This is a genomic window from Sphingobacterium sp. UDSM-2020, from assembly GCF_016132525.1.
Lineage (GTDB): Bacteria > Bacteroidota > Bacteroidia > Sphingobacteriales > Sphingobacteriaceae > Sphingobacterium > Sphingobacterium anhuiense.
In genome coordinates this window covers 1,314,407-1,336,571 of record NZ_CP066166.1, presented here as the reverse complement: position 1 = coordinate 1,336,571, position 22,165 = coordinate 1,314,407, and the positions used below count along the sequence as shown (strand labels likewise).

The following is a 22,165-nucleotide window of genomic DNA, read 5'->3' as shown; positions in this document are numbered from 1 at the left end:
TAAATTTACTGGTAGGTTTTATAGTTGCGGGTTCCGTTTACGATTATAGTTCGCGTTGGATATTTAACGTCATTTTTAAAATGAGTATGGAGATAAAACATTGGAGTTTTAGGTTATGTAAGATAAAAGCTAAAGAGATTTTTTACCTTACATATTCTCTTTATCTTTTTTATACAGATCCTTACTGAATGTTTATCTTTTATAAACCGTCTTACCTTCCTTGATTGTTTCTAAGACCTGAACAGAGCGTAATTCTTTCGGATCAATGGTTAATGGATCTTTATTTAATATCACAAGATCTGCAAGTTTTCCTTCTTTTAATGAACCCTTTATATCCTCTTCATGGTATTGATAAGCGGCATTGATGGTGATCGCTTTTAGCGCATCGATAACCGGAATACGTTGATCTGCACCCAGTACCATACCCGATCGTGTTATTCTATTGACAGCAGAATACACACCTGTTATCAGATCCGGTGGCGTGACAGGAGCATCGTGGTGGATGGTAAATGTGATCCCAGCATTTTTTGCAGCGTTTGCAGGACTTATAAAAGCAGCTCTTTCAGGCCCGAAGACACTGCTATAATGCCAATCACCCCATAAATAAACATGCCCAGAGAAGTATGAAGGTATGACACCCACTTCTTTAATTTTGGCAATATGGTCAGGTCTGCTATTTTGCACATGAATGAGCGTGGCACGGATTTCCGGTTTATAAATACCTTCTTCTTTTAATTTTCCTATTACACGCAGTGCCTGATCAATAGCGGCATCGCCGTTCACATGTAGCTGAGCGGTGATGTTTTTTGAGAAAATCGTTTTTAAATCTTCATAAAGAACTTCATCCGTAAAAATTGGGAAGCCTTTATAATCTTTGTTTTGTCCTTCAGGAGGAACTAAGTAGGGTTGTGTCAACCAAGCTGTTTTACCTTGTGGAGAGCCGTCATCCGAAAATTTGAAACCTCCAAATTTGAGGTTATTTTCATATTTCATGTAATGTGGTAAAAATGATTCCCACTCCTTTTTGTTGGCTTCAAAATCAGGAAAATAAACGATATCTGCCTTTATTAGCTTCTTGGCCGCTGCTTCTCGAAGTAAGGTAAGTCCTACACCCATAGTTCGACCATCACATATCGTGGTTTGTCCATAACTAAACCATTCATCCTGTGCCGCTAAAAAATCTTTAAGGGACTGTGATAAACCATCTGTTTCGGTCGGTTTTGGTAGCATTGAAGTTAACTTTATTAGTGCCGTGAAACTGGCATTTTCTTCCAATTTCCCATTTAGACGATGGGTTTTTGGATCGCGTCCGTAATGTCCTCCCTGCGGATCTTTAGCATCTTCAGGAATCTGTAGTAACTTGAACATAGCCGTATTGATAACGCTGGCATGCCCTGAAGTGTGAATCACGATTATGGGATTTGTTGTACTTACAGCATCCAGTTCAGCACGTGTCGGATGTCTATGCTCACTAATAATCGCGTCGTCATATCCATTCCCCATCACTGGAGTAGTTGGATCCAGCTGATGTTTTTTGATATAATCTTTAAGTGTGGTCTGCAGTTCTGCAATACTGTTTACAGTACCGTAAGGAGTTGGAGAAAGGTCAACAGCCTGAGACATGCCTGCTCGCGAAGTAACATGACTATGTGCATCAATAAATCCGGGCATTAACGTTTTGTTTTCTAAGTCTACTTCAGCGGTTTTAGAACCAGCATAATTCATGGCTTCTTTCTTCGTACCTGCAAAAAGAATTTTCCCATCCTTAATAGCAAGTGCTTCCACTTGAGGATTACCGTCTTCCATCGTTAAGATGGGACCTCCGTAATAGAGGATGTCCGCATCATTCTTAGTGCTTTTACAACCTGTAAAGATCAAAGCAAAAAAGATGATGTTTATATTGTATTTCTTCCACATAGCGTTAGTATTAGTAAATTAACTTTTTCTAAACCTTTATTGAATTTAATCAATAGTTTCTACTATAAACTGTTTTTTGCTTTTAAAGTTTTAAAAATTATGGCTGAAGCACAATAAAACAGCGTCGTAGTTGGAGAAGAGAAGTGGCTCTTAATTTCATGATAAAAAACTATAAAGCAAAAGGGCCTACAGATTAACTGTAAGCCCCTTAATGTCTGCTTTTTTACCTTAAGTATTCTTCTTATTTCCACCCCCCGCCAAGGTCACGGTAGGTATTTGCGACAGTATTCAACTGATCTTTTTTTGTTTTAATCAGCTCTAACTTTGCTTCTAATGCATCTCTCTGGGTCATCAGTACTTCGAAATAATCAACTCGGGCAGACTTAAACAAATCATTAGAGATATCGTTTGATTTTGTTAAAGCGTCTACCTGCTGTGATTTAAGATCATAGCTTTTTTGCAGATTGCTGATCTTGGAAAGATGGTTCGAAACCTCGGCATAAGCACTTAATATCGTCTGCTGATAGTTATACATCGCTTGTAGCTGCAGTGCACTAGCCTTGCTAAATTCAGCTTTAATACCATTTTTATTGATCAAAGGCATGGCAAGTTCTCCAGCAAGCGAGTATAACATAGACTCCGGCATTTTTACAAAATAGGAGGGTTTAAAGGCCTCTAAACCTAATGTTGCAGAAATGTTAAACGATGGATAGAATTCTGCACGGGCAACTTTAACATCCAATTTTGCAGCCGCTAGATCCAATTCTGCTTTTCTGATATCTGCTCTATTGGCTAATAACTGGGAAGGAATACCACTATGAACTGCAGGTGATATCATCGTTAGAAAGCTGTTCTTATCCCGTGGGATCTTTTGCGCAAATCGTCCCAATAAAAGATTAACCCTATTTTCAGTTTCCTGAATATCCTGCTTGATCTCGTACGCTAAGCTTTGCGAATTGAGCATTTCAGCTTTGAATTTCTGAACCGCAAGTTCGGTTGATCTTGCGGCCTCTTTTTGTGCTTGGATAACCTCTAATGCACTTTTTTGGAGCTTGATAGTTTCTTGTACGACGTCGAGTTGGTTATCTAAAGCAAGTAACTCGTAGTAGCTGTTGGCCACTTCAGCAACTAAATTTGTCAAAACAAAGTTTTTCCCTTCCATCGTGGAGAGGTAGCGGGCTATGGCGGCCTTTTTTTGATCATGCAATTTACCCCAGATGTCTATTTCCCAGTTTCCGGTAAGAGCAGCTTCATAATTCATGAGCGGATCAGGGAATTTCTTTCCGGGTGCGATATCAGTACTCGCATCCCCTGCACCCTGACTTGTATAGCGTCCAACTTTTTCGACACCGCTTCCGATTCTCGCTTCAACAGTAGGAAGTAATTGTCCCTGTTTAAACCGAACTTCGCTCTTCGAAATTTCTATCTCTTGCAAAGTGATCATAAGCTCCTGATTGTTTTTCAAAGCTGTATCAATCAGACTGCTCAGGTAATGATCTGAAAAGAAGTCACGCCATGGCGTAACAATCATGTTTGAACTGTCTTGAGATGAAGCTGTCGAGTCATTAAACGCTACAGGAAGTACCTTGTTCTCTTTTACAATTGGAATAGCGGGTACTTTACAGCTTGCGACTATAAAGCACATAACGGCTATTCCGATCCACTTTCTTATCTTAATATTATACATTGTGATCGATTTCTTCTGATAATGGATTCTCGTCTTCGTAAGACGTTAATTTACTTTTCGACGCAATTTTTCCGAAAATATAGTATAGTCCAGGTATGATGAGTAGACCAAATACGGTTCCTATGAGCATACCGCCGGCGGCAGCACTTCCTATGGTTTTATTTCCAATAGCTCCAGGTCCTGTAGCAAATACCAGCGGAATAAGACCCGCAATAAATGCAAAGGATGTCATCAAGATCGGACGGAATCGCACCCCAGCTCCCTCGATTGCCGCAGCAAGAACCGAACTGCCGGCATTGTGCTTTTGTACCGCAAATTCAATGATCAGTACCGCATTCTTACCGAGCAAACCAATGAGCATAACCATGGCTACCTGCGCATAAATGTTGTTTTCAAGACCTAATACTTTCAGTAAGAAGTATGCGCCAAAAATACCGGCAGGTAAAGAAAGTACAACTGCAAGTGGCAAGACAAAGCTTTCGTACTGCGCTGCTAAGATCATGTAAACGAAAGTAAGACAGATCAGAAAGATATAGACCGCTTCGTTTCCGCGGGAAACTTCATCTTTTGAAATCCCTGCCCATTCGATACCGTATCCTCTTGGAAGGGATGCTTTGGCTACTTCAGTAACAGCCTTAATCGCCTCACCACTGCTATATCCAGGGGCCGCAGAACCGCTGATCTCTGAAGAGTTGTACATGTTGTGTCTTGTAATTTCGGAAAGACCATATACTTTTTCCAATGTCATAAATGCCGCATATGGAACCATCTCATCCCGATTATTTTTCACATACAGTTTCAGGATATCATCCGGCTGTGCGCGATATTGCGGCAATGCCTGTACCATGACCTTATACTGCCGATCATATTTGATAAAACTGGTTTCGTAATTACTTCCTACCAATGTGGACAGTGTACTCATCGCATTGTCGATCGTAACTCCTTTTTGTTCGGCTTTTTCGTTGTCGATATGCAACATAAACTGAGGGAAACTAGCGCTGTAAAAGGTAAAGACAGATGCCAGAGCGGGGCGTTTACTCAATTCTTTTACAAGATCTTTACTTACGGTTTCCATTTTTTTGAAGTCACCAGAACCTGCTTTATCCAAAAGGCGCAATTCAAATCCACCTGCGGCACCGTATCCGGGTACTGCCGGAGGTCCAAAAAATTCAATCGTAGCTCCGGTAATATCTTTTGACTTTTCTTCGAGTTCGTGCATCACGTCCTGAACAGAGTTTTTACGGTCTTCCCAACTCTTTAAGTTGATCAGACAGGTTCCAGTATTAGCTCCGGTACCTTCAGTTAGAATTTCATAACCCGCCAGAGAAGAAATCGATTTTACACCTTCAATCCCCATACCTATTGCCTGAAGTTTTTCGGCAATTTGATTGGTACGTTCTAGAGTAGACCCCGGAGGAGTTTGAATAATGGCATAAAACATGCCTTGATCTTCATTTGGAATGAAGCCAGAAGGTAGGCTATTGTTTAAAAAGAAGATCGCAGAACAAAATGCTGCCAAGAGTACGAATGTGACCAATCTTTTATTAACGATCTTACGAAGTAGATCTTGGTAACGATTAGCTCCTTTTGTGAAAAGATTATTGAAGCTTGTCAAGAACCTATTTAATGGCGTTTTTTTCTTTGGATGTCCATGTTCATTTTTTAGGATCATGGCGCAAAGCGCAGGTGTAAGTGTTAGCGCAACCACACCAGATAAAATAATGGCTGTGGCCATGGTAATGGAGAACTGCTTGTAAAAGATACCAACAGGTCCTGACATGAATGCTACTGGAATAAATACTGCCGCCATAACAAGTGTGATCGCTACGATAGCCCCGCTTATCTCATGCATCGCTTCTTCCGTCGCTTTGAGAGGTGACAGATTTTTTTCCTCCATCTTGGCGTGTACAGCCTCAATGACAACAATGGCATCATCGACCACAACCCCAATAGCCATGACCAGTGCAAATAGGGTAATGAGATTGAGGGTAATTCCAAACATGGACATAAACGCAAATGTGCCGATCAAAGAAACTGGAACTGCCATGGCAGGAATAAGGGTAGACCTCCAATCTCCTAAAAAGAGAAATACCACAATACCAACGAGGACGAAGGCCTCAAGAAGGGTATGGATGACCTTTTCAATTGATGCATCAAGAAATTTGGAAACATCATAACTGATCTCGTAATCCATGCCTTTTGGAAAGCTCGTTTCTTTAATTTCTGCTAATTTGCTTTTTATGTTTTTAATAACATCATTCGCATTACTTCCATAAGACTGTTTAATAACAATAGCTGCGGAAGGTCTACCATTTAGCGTAGAATAGATATCATACATCGAGCTTCCAAATTCGACATCAGCAACATCTTTTACACGCAGTACTTCACCGCTAGGATTTGATTTCAGAATGATGTTTTCATAACCCTCTTTGGTATTGAATCGACCTGGATATTTGAGTACATATTCAAAAGCTTGTGATCTCTTTCCAGAGCTTTCGCCCGTTTTACCAGGAGAAGCTTCTAAACTTTGTTCATCAAGTGCTTTTAATACTTCATCAGCAGATATTTTGTAAGCGAGCATGCGATCTGGTTTTAACCAGATACGCATGGCATATTCTCTGTTACCTAGAATGTCGGCAACTCCAACACCATCAATCCGTTTCAGCTCGGATAGGATATTGATATCACCGTAGTTGAAGAGGAAGTTTTGATCGGCTTTGGGGTCCTTACTGAATAAATTGACGTAGACGAGCATGTTAGACTCTTCACGGGTTATTTTTACACCTTCTCGAACGACTAAAGGCGGTAATTTATTGATAACAGAGGAAACCCTATTTTGTACATTGACCGCAGCGAGATTGGGATCTGTTCCCAGGTTGAAAATAACCTGAATAGAAGCCTCTCCGTCATTACCTGCATCTGAGGTAATGTATTTCATGCCGGGTACACCATTGATCGCACGCTCTAGGGGGATCAATACCGATTTTACCATCAGCTCGCCATTTGCTCCGGGATACTCCGCCGTTATGTTTACTTTAGGTGGAGAGATGGACGGAAATTGCGTGATGGGCAGTTTGAGCATCGACAATATTCCAAGAAACACAATAATCAAGGAAATGACGATGGACAGAACTGGTCTATGAATGAATTTATTAAACATCGTTAATTTTTTAGAGGTGAATTATTGAGCGTGTATTTGCAAATGGGACATAACCTCCTGTGGCGATACAAATTCGAATTTTATCTTATCGTCATCTTTAACCTTCTGAACGCCATCAATCAATATTTTATCTGTGGGCGCTAGTCCCGAAGAGATAACATACAGATCAGGAAGGTCATTGCTAATGGTGATGTTTCTAGATTTAACAACTCCATTTTTGTCAATGACAAAGACATAGGTTTTATCCTGAATCTCGTAAGTAGCTTTTTGTGGGATTATCAAGGCATGTTTCAGCGGTACAAGCATTTGTACGCGCCCTGTCTCACCGTTTCTAAGAAGTTTATCTGGATTAGGAAAGCGTGCCCTAAAAGCAATACTTCCTGTTTCATTATTAAATTCACTCTCTATGGTTTCTACTTTTCCTTTGTATTTCAGTAACTGATTGTTTGCAAGAAGTAAATTCACTTCATTGTTGGCTCTATTTTCCGTATTCGTCTGGTAGTCGAGGTATTCAGATTCCGATACATTAAAATAAGCATACACCTGACTGTTGTCGGATAAACTGGTAAGAAGTTCACCTTCATCGACCAAACTACCAAGTTTCAAGGGAATCCGGTTGATAGTTCCTGCGAAAGGAGCCCGAATCTCGGTTGCCGTTACATGAAGTTTTGCCAATGACATTTCTGCTTTGGCCTGATCAACTTTCGCTTGTGCCAGCACCAATTCATTTTTAGAAACGATGTTCTTATCTGCTAATGCTTTCGTATTTTCAAGTTCTATTTCTTCCGCTTTAACTTGTGCCTGCGTTTTGAGATACTCAGCTTCGTAGAATTTAGGCATTATTTTAAATAAAAGCTGACCCGCTTTTACTGTCTGGCCTTCATCGACATAAATCTGTTGTAAGTATCCTTTTTCGAGACCTCGGATCTCGATATTACGGATAGATTGAATCTGTGAGACATAGTTTTTAGAGAGGGTGGTATCAATTAATATTGGATTGGTTACTTGATACTGGACGTTCTCAATCTTTTCTTCTTTTTTTTGGGAACAGCTTGTTAGGACCAATAAGGCATACAGACCTATAAGCATGCCTGTGCTAATTCTTTTCATGGATGAAATAGTTATTAATATATTGTAATAAATTGGGTAATATTCCAGGACGGAAGAGGCTCTTCAGAACACAATGCTAAACAACAGTACAGATAGCGATTGGAAAATATACCATGCTATCATGCCTATTTAAGCTATTTTTTTAATGCTGAAGAGTGGGAGATATCACAGGCGAAGGACGCGCTGTAAAATGTATTTGTTTGTAGAAGTAAAATGCTGTGTCTTAAAAACCGATAGGAGGTTCTTTAAATTTTTAAGAACAAAAATTAGTGCCAGTGCATAACTGAGCAAAGCAATGTTTTTGAAAACAGTAATCGTATGCGATTCAAAAACAAGTTCATCTTCGACATCATCTTCTGTCATTTCATATGTGCGTTCATTTAACGCTTTACTGAAGATAGAATGGATATGTGAACTTTTTATTTTTGTTTCAGGAGACTTACCTAGGAAGGAAGAAACAGAGCCTGTGCCACTATGAAAATGACTGTTGGTCAAAACAATTCCATCTCCCTGTAATAGGAATAAATTGAAGATCAGGACCAGTAAATACAGCGCTCTCATATTTGCAGTAAAAGTAGTATCAAGAACGACATGTTACACCATATTAACACTTTTTAACTGTCAGCTTTTTGTAAAAAAATAATCTTATGATTTCGAGATAAAGTATAATGTAGGGTTATCCGTTTAATATGCTGTGGGATTTTATTCATGATATCAAGTCAAAGATTGAATTTCAGATTCTATATTTCCGCTTTATCATCATTCTAGATCGTGGTAGCTGGATTTATAAGTGGATCACGATCATGACTTCAAATAAGGAAGTTTCCAGTAAATGAATTTGTATCGTGTCATTTAATAATAACAGTAAATAATACAAATTTATCTAAGTTTGGTTGAAATGAAGATCGGTAAACGTTTAAAGATAGTTCTTGCTAGTGTAATTATATTAATTGTAATGGGTAATGTTTATTTAATGAGGCCTCTTTTTGGAGGAAAAATCACCGGAACACGTCTGGAACGTGTTATGAAGTCTCCGAATTTTAGGGATTCGCAATTTCAAAATTTGGAACATACTCCATCATTGAAAGAGGGCGAGAGCTTTATCGGAGCGATGTATGCTTTTTTATTTAAAGATCGTGCTATTCGAAGCCCTAAGATGCCACTTCCGGTTATGAAGCAGGATCTTAAAAATTTACCCGATGCTGATTTGCTTATCTGGTTTGGACACTCTTCTTATCTCCTGAAGATTGACGGTAAGATCATTGTTGTAGATCCCGTCTTTTCGGATAATGCTTCTCCTGTTCCAGGGAGCAATAAGCCTTTCAATCTATCTTATGTTTATCAGGCTGATGATTTTCCGCCGATTGATCTTTTGTTAATTAGCCATGATCATTATGATCATCTGGACTATAAAACCATGATACAGTTACGTTCAAAAATTAAAAATGTGATCTGTGGTCTTGGCGTTGGCGCCCATTTCGAGCGATGGGGATTTGCTGAAAATAAGGTTACGGAATTGGACTGGTATGATGAGACATCTTTTGAAAAGGAGTTTAAAATAGTAGCGACACCTGCACGTCATTTTTCAGGAAGAAAGTTTAAGCGTAATACAACACTTTGGGCATCATTTGTTTTACAAACAGAAAAGTATAAGCTGTTTTTAGGTGGAGACAGCGGCTATGGGAAACATTTTAAGACTATCGGCGATAAATATGGCCCTTTTGATTTAGCGATCCTGGAAAACGGTCAGTATAATGAAACATGGCGTTATATCCATTCCATGCCCGACGAACTTTTAAAGGAGGTTGTTGATCTTCAGGCTAAACATTTTCTACCAGTACATTCTGGCAAGTTTGCATTGGCACTGCACGACTGGAAGGAACCGCTTTCTCTAGTCAGTAAGTATGCGGAAGAAGCAGATATTCCTGTGTTAACACCCAAAATGGGGGAGATTGTTTATTTGCAACAGCTAGATAAACGATATGATAAATGGTGGGAAGGGCTTAAATAAGCTTATTTCTTATTCTTTTCAGCGATCCACAAGGATAAGTATTTCGTGCTTAATAAAGAATGGTGGAGCAGCAGCTGTCCCATAAAATTCTGTTGTCGATGGGCCTGAAGCTGTGCTTTGATGAAACGGATGGTCATTAGAAAATCGTCTTCAAACCTCGTGCGTGAATAGCGCTGATTAATGATGGTGATACCGCTTTGCTGTGCTTCTAACCAGATTGTTTTATTGTTATATAGTTCGATTGCTTTTTCAACAAATAGTTGCGGTTCATTTGCGATAAACCCGTTCCATGGCAGGTCTCCCGACATTGCTTCAGCTCCAATAGTTGTTGTAACGGAGGGGGTTCCTGTTTGCATAGCATCTATAAATTTACCTTTAACACCGGCACCAAATTGAATAGGAGCTAATAGGACACGGTGTCTGGACATGGTATCTTGAGCATGGTCTGCTCTTCCATGAACAAAGAATCGTTCCTTAGGGTTGTTAAGTTGAAGTACCTTTTGACTTGGATAGGCACCGTAGATATTCAGACTTACTTTAGGAAGCTGCTTCCTGAGCAAGGGCCAAATTTCGGTTTTTAAATACTGGACGGTGTTCCAATTCGGCTCATGTATAAAGTTGCCGATAAACATAAAGTCAGCACGGTTTTCATAAGTCTTCCAGCTCGCTATACATGCTTCATCAATTTCTTCTTCCAAAAAGGGTAGGTAATAGAGGATGGATGGATTGATCGCAAACTGATTCGTCAATAATTGCATCTCAAGTTCGGAGATAATGAGCGAGATATCCGAGCGTAAGATTGCGGCAACTTCCCGTTTCGCAATATCGGAATACAATAAGGTTTGATCAAACTGTTCGCCATTTTTAGCATTGGACTGGCGGGCGTGTCTTAAGAAGTGTAAATCTTCGGTATCGAGTATTCTGACAGCATCTGGACACTCTTGTGCTACTCGCCAGCTGTATTGCTCCTCGGTCATAAAGCGATCAAAAACAACAATATGAGGTTTAAGATCTCGAACGAAATCATTGAAGCTAGCATCATTGAGTTTGATCTCCACTTCATTAATACCCATAGCGACTAGATCGGCACTATATGGAGATTTAGATGCGGCACTTGCAAAGGTGATGGTGTTATCATTTTTTTGAAAACTTTTTAGTAGCTGTACCATACGAAATCCAGCCGCAGAAGAACTTGGTTCCGGCCAGACTAAACCTATAAAAAGAATTTCTTGTTTTTCCATCGATGGAAATTTACGCAAAAAGCACAATACTCTATTCATTATATTTTCAATTGCTTGTTTTTCATCTTGTAATATTATTTACAAAAAGAAACTTAGCTCAAAAGGATAATAAAAGCATGGTGTTGAATACATTTTTTTCTACAATTTGATTCTTGCCGTTATCAGGCTATCTGTTGTGATATGGAGATAAATTTATCTACGTTTAAAACAATGGTCACAATTTATTTATTTAAAGAGAGTAAATACTCGTTATATTTATCATAGGTAAAATAGCATACTCATATGAAGAAATCATTGCTAAGTGGTATCCAAAAGCTGTCTCCAAAAACGTACTGGAAGGAGCTATTGGCTATTTTTATTGTATTGTTGGCCTTTGTTTTTTTTAGAAGCGAACGTAAAGAAATAGCCTCCATAGGTCCCCAGCTGGCTTCAGCAGATTTTAATTGGTTAATAGTTGGGTTTGGAATCACTTTATTATATATTTTGTTACAAGGAGTGATGTATATTTTTAGTTTCCGATCTATCGGATTGAAACTGAATCTATGGGATGCGGTTGAACTCTTTTTAAAAAGGAATCTACTGAGTGTATTCCTTCCGGCCGGAGGGGTCAGTTCATTGGCCTATACCACTTCGCAGTTACGAAAGAAACAACTTAACTCGACCAAAATTCATCAATCAGGCGCCATATATGGGTATGTCGGGTTATTGACTGTTTTTATTATTGGCGTCCCTATTATTCTGTATACTGTTTTTGATCATAAAAACTTTGATAATGCCTGGATATCTTTGGTGGTACTTGGTTTGTTACTCGGTTTATCCTTTCTGTTTTTCTGGTCGATTAGAGTAAAAAATGGATTGTATAGATGGCTGGAGATTAAATTTCCGAAGCTGATCGGTAATATTCATGAGCTGTTTTCGGCACATATTCACAAAGGATATCTATGGATGACCATTCTGGTTTCTGTCGCTATTGAGTTCTGTGGTATTGCCCATGCATTTATTAGCATGTATGCGCTGCAGACACATGTTTCGTTTGAAGCTGCAGCTGTGGCCTATACCATTACAGTCGTCCTGATGATGGTCTCTCCCTTTTTGAGAGGCTTAGGCGCTGTAGAATTTACGATGTTATATATCTTTACTTCTTATGGTTATAGTAAAGAAGAAGGCTTAGGGCTGACAATTATCTATCGGTCATTTGAATTTTGGTTGCCCTTAATTTTTGGAGTTTTTTCTTTTATCTGGCGTGGAAGGCAGATCATTGCACGAATTTTACCCGCCATTGCCATTTTCTTTTTAGGGATCATCAACCTCATCTCGGTAGCAACCCCGCCATTGGTGGAGCGGATGCGGCTTGAAAAATATTACCTTCCTATCGAAGCGATGCATGCATCTAAGTTGATGGTATTGGTTTTAGGACTTGGGTTGATGGTCAGTGCCGCTTATCTGATTAAGGGCTACAGATCGGCTTTTTGGATTGCTCTCATATTTTCTTTTCTATCCTTACTGGGACATATTGGTAAGGCACTAGATTATGAAGAAGCATTGGTGTCCTTGTTTATTATTGTTTTACTGGTTACGAACCAAAAGCAGTACCGGATTAAGACCAATAAAAATTGGATGCGTATCGGATTTGCGACCTTTTTCATTGCCTTGACAGGGGTGTGTTTGTTTGGGTTTGTCTGTTTTTATGTGATTGACAAAAAGCATTTTGGCGTTGATTTTACCTGGCAGCAGTCTATATATCATACCATGCAGAGTTTTTTGTTATTTAATGACGAACTCAACCCGTTAACAACTTTTGGTCAGGAGTTTTTGAATATTACACACTTTCTGGGTCTATTTTCATGGATGTTGTTGATCTATACTTTCTTGTGTCCTAGGATTATTCATGAAGAAGATCATGAGCAGAACGTGCTGGATAAGGCGAAGCGTTTACTCAAATTGTATGGAGGGTCGCCGATGGATTATTTCAAAATTGCTCCAGATAAACAATTGTATTTTTCTGAGCGGACAGATGGTTTTGTCTCTTACCGTATCAGTCAGGCTTTCGCGATTGTTTTAGATGAACCTGTATGTGCATTTGACGATAAAGATGAAGTAATTGCAGAGTTCGAACTTTATTGTACCTCTTTGGGGTTAAAGTCCGTGTATTACCGCGTTGATGAAAACAGCTTGCCTTATTTTCTGGAGCTTCGAAAACGGAAGATCATTATAGGGCAGGAGGCCTTGATGGATGTTGCATCATTTTCTTTAGAAGGTAAGAATAGAAAATCGCTTCGAAACTCTTTAAATAGCTTAGAAAAAAAAGGGTATGCGACTGTTTTGCTAACCGCCCCGCATTCGGATGCGATTGTAGCTGAACTGAAGGCTGTTTCTGATGAATGGCTTACGGTGTTCGATAAGAAAGAAATGATCTTTTCGCAAGGACAGTTTGAGGCAGCAACAATTGCTGAACAAGATGTTATAGCGGTAAAAGATGATCAAAATAAGATTGTCGCCTTTTTGAATATTATACCAGATTTTACTGAAGGGGAGTGTACGTATGATCTTATCCGTAAAGTGGAGCATGCTCCCGGAGGATGTATGGATGCTCTAATTATAAATCTGGTTGATTATGCCCGGAAAAAAGGTGCTAAATATATCAATCTGGGAATGGTACCGATGAGCGGTATTGAATCTCCAGATAACCCTGCAGAGCAGATTATGAAATTTGCAGCCGACAAAGTGGGCTCTTTTAAACACTATCAGAGTTTGAGAGATTTTAAAGAAAAGTATGCGACGATCTGGGAAAATAAGTATTTAATTTTTGGCAATGATTTTGACCTATTACAGTTGCCTCAAGCTTTGTCTAAAATAATGAAGCCAGATAATGAATAGGATACAGATGGTACGCAATAAATTAGGGTTATTTATCCTCTTGTTTTTGTTAAAATTAACAGTAATGGGACAGCAGAAAGATATCCCGCTTAAGATTTGGAACAGTAATGCAAATAGCCCTATTGTCCTTTATCTAAGTGGTGATGGTGGTCTTAATAGTTTTTCAACAAGTTACTGCGAGCTCTTGGGGAAACAGGGATATACAGTAGGTGCTGTAAACTCGAAGAGCTTTTTTTGGGATAAGAAATCCGCAGATCAGATTGCGAAGGAACTAAGCAGCACTCTTGAAAAATTATTGGTAGGTAAAAAGAATCACCTCGTTTATTTTGTCGGATATTCCTTTGGTGCGGATGTTATTCCTTTTTTGGTTAATAAATTAACCGCAGAATGGAAGGAGCGATTGCAGGCTGTGGCACTTCTGGAACCATCAACTTCTACTGATTTGGAGATTCATGTTTCAGACCTGTTTGGGAGGAGCGAGGTTAAAAGAAGTATGGATGTTGTTGCCGAGATCAATAAAATGGTCAATGTTAGAACGGCTATTTTGCTTGGTGAAGATGGAGTGAGTTTCCCGATTAAGAATATTCGGTTAAAAAATTTAGAAACTATTTATATGAAGGGGAATCATCATTTTGATGGTCATGTGGCAGATGTCGTAAAAGCAACAGTAAAGCATTTTGCATTAAAGTAATCTGTCTAAAAAATGACTTATACAATGGCTATGCTTATTCATTTTTTTAAGTGTTGTCGCTTAGATGGATCCACAAAGATTGTTCTGCGATCTTCTTTAAAGGCATGGTAGTATTATTCAGTTAGCTTCTGGATTTATTTGTAGTTGATTGTTGAACATGTACGCTCATTTTCTTTTAGTTTGATGGCTGTACTGTCATCATGTTTTCAAAAAAGTATTTTCTAGTTTTTTCTTGTTGTAGATCAATTTTTAAGAGATAGAAAATCGATAAGTTTGTTTAATCTTAAAAAAAGAATAATATGGAATTAGGAATAGGAATGTTTGGCGATTTGCATATTGATCCCAAAACAGGGCAAATACAATCTTCACAGGAAAAGTTACATCAGATTATTGAACAAATAAAATTGATGGATGAAGTAGGGCTGGATTTTTTTGGAATGGGTGAGCATCACCGTCCGGACTATGCTGTTTCAGCTCCAGAAATTATATTAGCGGCAGCCGCTTCTGTTACTAAAAATATAAAATTAGGGAGTGCAGTTTCCGTGTTAAGTTCTGCAGATCCTGTTAAACTTTTTCAAGACTTCGCGACAGTTGATGTTTTATCAAATGGACGTGCGGAGATTATGGCAGGAAGAGGATCATTTATTGAATCATTCCCTTTGTTTGGTTATAATTTAAATGATTATGGAGCATTATTTGAAGAAAAATTGGACCTATTGGTCAAACTAAATAATCAGGATACGATTAATTGGACAGGTAAATTTCGTCCTACATTAGTAAATCAACAGATCTTTCCAAGACCTGTTCAACCTAAATTACCAATTTGGGTTGCGGTAGGAGGTACAACTTCATCTGTTATTCGCGCTGGGAAATTAGGTTTACCCGTTATGTTTGCTATTATTGGAGGAACGTACGAAGCTTTTAAGCCACTGGTAGAAATGTACCAACAAGCTTATGCCGATAACGGTCATGATATGGCTAATTTTCAGGTAGGTGTACATATGCATGCTCTTTTTGGGGATCATTCACAACAAGTTGCAGATGCTTACTATCCTATTTATGCAGCACAAATGAACCGCATAGGCGGCGATCGTGGATGGCCACCATACCAACGGACTCAATATGACTTTGGACGTTCATCACATGGTCATTTAATTATTGGAGATGCGGACTATGCTGTAGATAAAATCTTAAAAATACAGGAATCTTTAGGTTTGACGCGCTTTTCTGCACATATGGATGTTGGTGCACCAAATCATATTGATATGATGAAAGCAATTGAGGTTTTTGGAACAAAGATCGCTCCTCAGGTTAGAGCTGCCCTTAATAAGGGATAATAAGACCTTGGTTAAAGTAGTATTCAACATTTTTATATCGGAGAGATATGCTTAACTTTGTGTTTTAAAAATAGAGAGGACAAAATGTTAGGATTGAAATTGTTAACGGATCCGAGGTGGGCAAATATTGCAGAAGGAAATTTAGAAGAGATTCTGACTGATCATGCTTGGTGCGAGCAAAAGGCAGCTTCAAATGCTATTTCATTAATTATGTACAATTCGGAACATGAAGAATTGGTGCATGAATTGACAGCGATTGCTATTGAAGAAATGCAACATTTCCAAATGGTCATTGATATTATTAAAGAAAGAGGCTATACGTTGGGTAAAGAACGTAAAGATGATTACGTGGGACAACTGATGAAATTCAATAAAAAGGACGGTTCCCGTAACATGGCTTTTATAGATCGTTTGTTATTTGCAGCCATGATTGAAGCTCGAAGCTGTGAACGCTTTAGAGTATTGTCTCAAAATATAAAGGATGAGGAATTAGCGAAGTTTTATCATGATCTAATGGTTTCTGAGGCAAATCACTATACAACGTTTCTTAATTTCGCACGTCAATTCTCAACGGATGTCGATGTCGATAAGCGTTGGAAAGAGTGGTTGGAATTTGAAGGAAATTTGATCCAATCGTATGGAACGAAAGAAGCCATACATGGATAATAAATAGTAATCTATTGTGCAAGAGCCCCATTTTTATTAGAAAAATGGGGCTCTACGTTTATACTAGTGCTGACCGCCGCTCTAAAATGCAGTTGTCCATCCAAATTCCGTTTAGCTGGGCAACTTTTTGCTGCGTGCCTAATAATTTAAATCCGAATTTTTTGTGCAACAAGATACTTTTATCATTTTCAGGAAAAATAAAGGACATGATCGTCCAAATGCCCGCGTTTTCAGAAGTGTCAATAATATGTTGCATCAATACTTTGCCAATTCCTTTGCCTTGATGATCCTGATCGATATAAATACTTAATTCGGTTACACCATGATAGCCTGTTCGCTGTAGTACAGGAGATAATGCTACCCAACCGATTATAGTATTGTTCTCAATGGCAACAAAGCGCATATTTTCGAGATGATCTTTATCCCAATCTTTCCAAGAACTAGTTTTTGTCGCTAAAGTGATGTTTCCTGCATCGATTGCCTGCTGGTAAATGCGGGCAACATCGGGATAATGCTTCTGTTCGAGTTTCTGTATTTCCATCTGTAGCGTGAGCTTAAGGTATTATATTCTGATACTTCTTTTGAAGTTGATCAAAACTGATGATTCAAAACTAGGAAAAGTTTTGCATCCATTCGAGCGGGAATGTATATTTTATCTGTTATCTAAATCTCGTATGAACGCATTATAAACTTGTTTTTCATTTAGTTAAGAAGAATTTTTTTAAAAGTTGGTCAAGAACGATGTTGGCTCCGTTAGCATTTGTATCCCTTTGATCGCAAGTAATAATTTATAATTCAGCGAGTTCTGATTTTTATGACATTATAAAAATAAGTTTTTTGTAGAAATAACCTTACCTTTGCGCTGTGACTGAGAAAAGTAAAATAATTGATATTCGTAGTCTGTCTATAGATCAGATTAAAGAGAAGCTTACTGAAATGGGTGAGCAAGGGTTCCGTGCAAAGCAAATTTACGAATGGATTTGGGCAAAATCCTGTGTGGATTTTGATTTGATGAGCAACCTAAGTAAACCTTTACGGGAAAAGCTAAAAGAGAATTTTGTTATTCGTGCTGTTAAAGTCAAACAATCACAGGTCAGTTCTGATAGAACGATCAAAAGTAGTTTTACTTTGTATGATGGAAATGTGATTGAGGGTGTATTAATCCCTGCTCCAGAACGTATGACTGCTTGTGTGAGCTCTCAAGTTGGATGTAGTTTGACCTGTAAATTTTGTGCCACGGGTTATATGGATCGTAAACGTAATCTGAATGCAGATGAAATTTATGATCAAGTTGTTTTGATCGCAAAACAAGCCGAAGAGAAATATCAGCAACCATTGACCAACATTGTTTATATGGGGATGGGTGAACCACTCTTGAACTATGCGAATATGATGAAGTCGGTAGAGCGTATTACCTCGCCAGATGGATTGAATATGGCGGCAAAACGGATCACAGTTTCTACCGCTGGTATTGCTAAAATGATTAAAAAATTAGGGGATGACGAAGTCCGATTTAATTTAGCATTGTCTTTACATGCCGCAAATGATAAGAAGCGTAATGAGATTATGCCCATCAATGAGCAAAATACATTAGAAGCATTAGCAGATGCATTGAAGTATTTTTATGCGAAGACAAAAAGCCCAATAACCTTTGAATACATCGTTTTTGATAATTTTAATGATGAGCTCGAGGATGCTAAAGAGTTAGCAAGATTTTGTAAAAATGTTCCTTGTAAGGTTAATATTATTGAATACAATCCTATTTCTTTAGCAAGTTTTGTCAATGCCGATGCCGATAAGATTGAGGTATTTGCCAATTATCTGAAAAATCAAGGTATTATAACAAATGTTCGTAGAAGCCGTGGTAAAGATATTGACGCCGCTTGTGGTCAGTTAGCAATTAAAGATAAAGAAGCTCAAGAAGCTTAATAATAAGGGATTAGACTATACCTCTTCTCAATATACTAATTGATGATAGAGACTGTGATAAATTTGTTTTATTTATAATTTTAATTGTAAATAGAACAAATTTACTTAAGTTAGTATAGGCATAATCAAAAATGAGAAACCAATTATTTCTTTATTTATCAGACTTTGTAGCCTTATTTTTCCCAAAAATTTGTGCAGGCTGTGGCCATGTTTTAGTTAGTCAAGAAAGGTATATCTGTACTTCTTGTCTATTTCATTTACCTATCACAGATTTTCATTTAGATCTTAATAATCAAGTTGCGCGCCAATTGTGGGGAAAATTTCATTTTGAACATGCATCGGCTCTATTTCTGTTACGGCAGGACTCGCGGGTAGAGCGGATACTTTATCAAATCAAATATGCCAATCAACCTCAACTTGCATATTTCCTTGGAAGGAAATATGGTGAGACGCTGTCTAACAGTCATACTTTTCAGGATGTTGATGTCATTGTGCCCGTTCCTTTGCATAAAAAGAAGTTGAAGAAAAGGGGGTATAATCAATCCTTTTATTTAGCAAAAGGTCTTGGTATTGCATTGTCAAAACCCGTTTTGGAACATGGATTAACGCGAGTTGGCGAAGGGACAAGTCAAACTAAAAAATCAAGATTGGAACGATACGACAACGTTCAAGATGTGTTTTTTTGTCCAGATGAAACTATTTTAGCAGATAAACATGTGCTCTTGGTAGATGATGTACTGACCACAGGAGCTACATTAACCGCCGCCGCGGAAAAACTTATTGCGGCGGGTTGCCGGATTTCTGTTCTGACCTTAGCGAGGGCTTAGCATACTTCAGATAACTACTTCACAGTTAATTTCTAAACAGTATCTGATCTAGAATGTTAAATATTTGATCTGTTACTTTTTACGTCTCACGTAAAAAAGCAAGTAAGCAAAACCCGACATACCAATGCCTACACTATCTGCAAAGAGATCCCACCAATCGCCAGATCTATAGGTGAATATATATAATTGCAATGCTTCAGTCAGTAATGCGAAAAGGATACCTAAAATACTTACAACAATAACGGGAAGCCATTTTGTAGGGCGACCTTTGAACTGAACCAATACACCATTATAAATTAACGTACAAAATACGAAAAACATACCTGCGTGAACGAGCTTGTCCATCCCTGGATAGGAAGGAACTTTTTCAAAACTTTGTCCTGGCATACAACACAGTGCTATAACCACTACAGCCCAAAGCATTACCCACTTATAATCTAATAATAATCTTATCATGCACTCCTTATAATCAATTTTCGTGCTAAAATAGTGATAAATATAAGAAAAGTGAAATAATGTATTTAGACGTATATAAAAATTATTTACCTGATTTACAGTGTTTTAATTTTATTTTTGAAATTTATATAGTACTATGTATTGCATAGTACATAATAAAACATATATCTTTGTATTGTTATGATAGCTGAAAATACACAAATACAGATGCGGAAAGGAATACTGGAATATTGTATTCTTTCTATTATTTCCCGAGGGGAAATATATGCATCGGATATCATCAGCGAACTGAAAAAAGCACAGCTCTTGGTTGTAGAGGGAACTTTATATCCTTTGTTGACGAGGCTTAAAAATAACGGTTTGCTGAGTTATATATGGAAGGAATCAACTTCTGGTCCTCCACGTAAATATTATGAAATCACAGCAGAAGGAATCCAGGTTCTTGAGCGATTGGATGTTACATGGAAAGAACTGGTTTTTGCAGTGGAGACATCTCTAGCGGACAGAATTAATACAATTGACAAATCAATATAACCTATAAATACCATGAACAAGACTATAATTATCAATATAAATAGTATCGTTTTTCATATAGAAGAGGACGCATATGATGTGTTGCGCAATTATATGATTGATATTAAAAAGCATTTCGGAAGTTCGGAAGACAGCAAAGAGATTTTGGAAGATATCGAAAATCGTATTGCAGAGATGTTTACAGAGAAGATTCAACTCGGAATCAAAGAAGTACTGAATATGGATGATGTCAATGCCGTCATCGCACAGATGGGAAGTGTGAGTGATTTTGAGATCAACGATACGGATCAACAGTATTCAGATCAAAAAACAAATCAGGCATACAGCACTTTTCGTACGGGTAAAAAGTTGATGCGTGATCCAGAAGATAAGGTAATCAGTGGTGTGTGTAGTGGTCTGGGACATTATTTTGGCATAGAGGCTCGATGGATTAGACTTTTATTTGTGTTATTCGTTGTAATCTTCGGTTCAGGATTTCTGGTGTATATTATCTTGTGGATTGTAATGCCAATCGCAATTACCAGAGCAGATCGTATGGAAATGCGCGGAGAGTCGCCTAATATCCAGAATTTTAAACGAAGTTTTGAAGAGGAATTGAGCGGTCTAAAAGAGAATTTTTCTGGTGCCGGCAATACATTCAATAGAGGTGTAGAAAATGCTGGAACAGCATTTGGAGAGATCATTAAAATCTTTGCAAAAGTGATCGGTCTGATCGTTGCTTTTTCAATAGGCTTAAGTTTAATATCGCTGTTAATTGCCTTGATCTTTTTTAGCTTGGGTATAGCAGGCGTAACGGACCGCGGGATTATTGAACCATTAAATTTAATCGATCCTCTGCAGGCTCCATGGGCATTAACGGCAGCATTCTTGGCTATTGCAATTCCATTTGCAGGTTTATTTTACCTCATTATTCGCTTGTTGTTTGACCGCAAGCCGATGAATAATTACTTAACGACTTCTTTATTTCTAGTATGGTTAATTTCTTTAGGTAGTATTATCTATTATGCAGGTTCGGTGGCTAAAGATTTTAGAGAAGAAAGTATGATCGTAGAAGAAAAACCTTTAGCTCCAAGATCTATCTATCGTATCAATGCCCGTGATGTGCGTGTCATTAAAATAAATGGAGATCACGGCCGCTCAAATCTAAAAATCAGAGGTACTAACTTATCCGAATATCTTCAGGATGATATCCGAATTCGATTTGAAAGGATAGATTCAACGCAAATGCCTTATATCAAATATGAGTATTCGGCAAAAGGAGCTAATTATAATTTGGCGACTAAACGTGCGTCTGCAATTAATTATAAAGCCGTTCAGGATAGCGCGAACATTATTTTTGATAGTCACTTTAAATTAGGTGAGAAAGAATTGTATAGAGATCAAAAAGTGAATGTTACGATCTACCTTCCAGTTGGTGGAAAAGTAATGCTGAACAGGGATTTAGAGCGCAATTATGCAGATATATCTTACTGGGAATGCTATGAGCGTTATGAAAATGATGACATTAAAGAAACGGAATGGGTAATGACAAATCTGGGTTTGAAATGTGCTCTACCTGAAAAATCTGAATTTGCACCTGAAGCGGAAGATGAGACGGATGAAAATGTGGTAACTGTAGATACTGTAGTGAGCAGAAAAGATACCATTATCAGTATTTCTCCTACTGGTGTGGTGGTTGAAACAAAAGGAAAGAAAAAATAAATAATAGGTGCTTAGCACCTA

At 38.1% G+C, this 22,165-nt stretch carries 17 protein-coding genes; 9 read left to right on the top strand and 8 right to left on the bottom strand.

Annotated features, from left to right (window positions below; all coding sequences use genetic code 11):
• Nucleotides 1-192: 192 nt before the first annotated feature.
• The 5 genes from JAZ75_RS05810 to JAZ75_RS05790 form a co-directional block, all read right to left on the bottom strand.
• Nucleotides 193-1,917: an amidohydrolase gene (locus JAZ75_RS05810; RefSeq protein ID WP_208700549.1), complete on the bottom strand. Its 1,725-nt coding sequence runs from the start codon at nt 1,915-1,917 to the stop codon at nt 193-195.
• Between the two features lie 241 nt (nt 1,918-2,158).
• Nucleotides 2,159-3,604: a TolC family protein gene (locus JAZ75_RS05805; RefSeq protein ID WP_208700547.1), complete on the bottom strand. Its 1,446-nt coding sequence runs from the start codon at nt 3,602-3,604 to the stop codon at nt 2,159-2,161.
• A complete protein-coding gene (locus tag JAZ75_RS05800) occupies nt 3,597-6,764 on the bottom strand; it encodes an efflux RND transporter permease subunit (protein WP_208700545.1) in 3,168 nt (1,055 codons plus the stop codon). Before JAZ75_RS05800 ends, JAZ75_RS05805 begins: the two co-directional genes overlap by 8 nt.
• A gap of 21 nt (nt 6,765-6,785) precedes the next feature.
• Complete coding sequence (locus JAZ75_RS05795; protein ID WP_208700543.1) at nt 6,786-7,874, bottom strand: efflux RND transporter periplasmic adaptor subunit; 1,089 nt, start codon at nt 7,872-7,874, stop codon at nt 6,786-6,788.
• A gap of 165 nt (nt 7,875-8,039) precedes the next feature.
• Complete coding sequence (locus JAZ75_RS05790) at nt 8,040-8,435, bottom strand: hypothetical protein (protein ID WP_208700541.1); 396 nt, start codon at nt 8,433-8,435, stop codon at nt 8,040-8,042.
• Between the two features lie 337 nt (nt 8,436-8,772).
• On the opposite strand from JAZ75_RS05790, the gene JAZ75_RS05785 reads away from it, so the two are divergent.
• Nucleotides 8,773-9,885: an MBL fold metallo-hydrolase gene (locus JAZ75_RS05785; RefSeq protein ID WP_208700539.1), complete on the top strand. Its 1,113-nt coding sequence runs from the start codon at nt 8,773-8,775 to the stop codon at nt 9,883-9,885.
• A gap of 2 nt (nt 9,886-9,887) precedes the next feature.
• Here the strand turns inward: JAZ75_RS05785 and JAZ75_RS05780 are convergent, their stop codons facing one another.
• Nucleotides 9,888-11,126 carry a glycosyltransferase gene (locus JAZ75_RS05780; protein ID WP_208700537.1) on the bottom strand — a complete coding sequence of 413 codons (1,239 nt, stop codon included), beginning with the start codon at nt 11,124-11,126 and terminating at the stop codon, nt 9,888-9,890.
• A 282-nt stretch (nt 11,127-11,408) separates the two neighbouring features.
• Between JAZ75_RS05780 and JAZ75_RS05775 the strand changes: the two genes are divergently transcribed.
• The 4 genes from JAZ75_RS05775 (at nt 11,409) to JAZ75_RS05760 (ending at nt 16,697) form a co-directional block, all read left to right on the top strand.
• Nucleotides 11,409-14,003 carry a phosphatidylglycerol lysyltransferase domain-containing protein gene (locus tag JAZ75_RS05775; RefSeq protein WP_208700535.1) on the top strand — a complete coding sequence of 865 codons (2,595 nt, stop codon included), beginning with the start codon at nt 11,409-11,411 and terminating at the stop codon, nt 14,001-14,003.
• Nucleotides 14,004-14,067: 64 nt separating this feature from the next.
• Nucleotides 14,068-14,694, top strand: coding sequence for an AcvB/VirJ family lysyl-phosphatidylglycerol hydrolase (locus JAZ75_RS05770; RefSeq protein ID WP_207898642.1), 627 nt, complete (start codon nt 14,068-14,070; stop codon nt 14,692-14,694).
• Between the two features lie 299 nt (nt 14,695-14,993).
• Nucleotides 14,994-16,031, top strand: coding sequence for an LLM class flavin-dependent oxidoreductase (locus tag JAZ75_RS05765; RefSeq protein ID WP_208700533.1), 1,038 nt, complete (start codon nt 14,994-14,996; stop codon nt 16,029-16,031).
• 84 nt (nt 16,032-16,115) lie between these two features.
• On the top strand, nt 16,116-16,697 hold the full coding sequence (locus JAZ75_RS05760) for a tRNA-(ms[2]io[6]A)-hydroxylase (RefSeq protein ID WP_021189384.1): 582 nt from the start codon (nt 16,116-16,118) through the stop codon (nt 16,695-16,697).
• Nucleotides 16,698-16,755: 58 nt separating this feature from the next.
• On the opposite strand, the gene JAZ75_RS05755 is transcribed toward JAZ75_RS05760, so the two are convergent.
• Nucleotides 16,756-17,238 (bottom strand): GNAT family N-acetyltransferase, encoded by a 483-nt coding sequence (locus JAZ75_RS05755; RefSeq protein ID WP_208700531.1) that lies wholly within the window; start codon nt 17,236-17,238, stop codon nt 16,756-16,758.
• A gap of 323 nt (nt 17,239-17,561) precedes the next feature.
• Between JAZ75_RS05755 and rlmN the strand changes: the two genes are divergently transcribed.
• Both rlmN and JAZ75_RS05745 read left to right on the top strand, forming a co-directional pair.
• Nucleotides 17,562-18,626, top strand: a complete 1,065-nt coding sequence (rlmN, locus tag JAZ75_RS05750) for a 23S rRNA (adenine(2503)-C(2))-methyltransferase RlmN (RefSeq protein ID WP_021189386.1) — start codon at nt 17,562-17,564, stop codon at nt 18,624-18,626.
• Nucleotides 18,627-18,757: 131 nt separating this feature from the next.
• Nucleotides 18,758-19,453, top strand: a complete 696-nt coding sequence (locus JAZ75_RS05745) for a ComF family protein (RefSeq protein ID WP_208700529.1) — start codon at nt 18,758-18,760, stop codon at nt 19,451-19,453.
• A gap of 72 nt (nt 19,454-19,525) precedes the next feature.
• On the opposite strand, the gene JAZ75_RS05740 is transcribed toward JAZ75_RS05745, so the two are convergent.
• Nucleotides 19,526-19,909 (bottom strand): VanZ family protein, encoded by a 384-nt coding sequence (locus tag JAZ75_RS05740; protein ID WP_132771640.1) that lies wholly within the window; start codon nt 19,907-19,909, stop codon nt 19,526-19,528.
• Nucleotides 19,910-20,089: 180 nt separating this feature from the next.
• Between JAZ75_RS05740 and JAZ75_RS05735 the strand changes: the two genes are divergently transcribed.
• Both JAZ75_RS05735 and JAZ75_RS05730 read left to right on the top strand, forming a co-directional pair.
• Nucleotides 20,090-20,443, top strand: a complete 354-nt coding sequence (locus JAZ75_RS05735; protein WP_132771639.1) for a PadR family transcriptional regulator — start codon at nt 20,090-20,092, stop codon at nt 20,441-20,443.
• Nucleotides 20,444-20,455: 12 nt separating this feature from the next.
• A complete protein-coding gene (locus JAZ75_RS05730) occupies nt 20,456-22,144 on the top strand; it encodes a PspC domain-containing protein (protein ID WP_208700527.1) in 1,689 nt (562 codons plus the stop codon).
• Nucleotides 22,145-22,165: the final 21 nt, after the last annotated feature.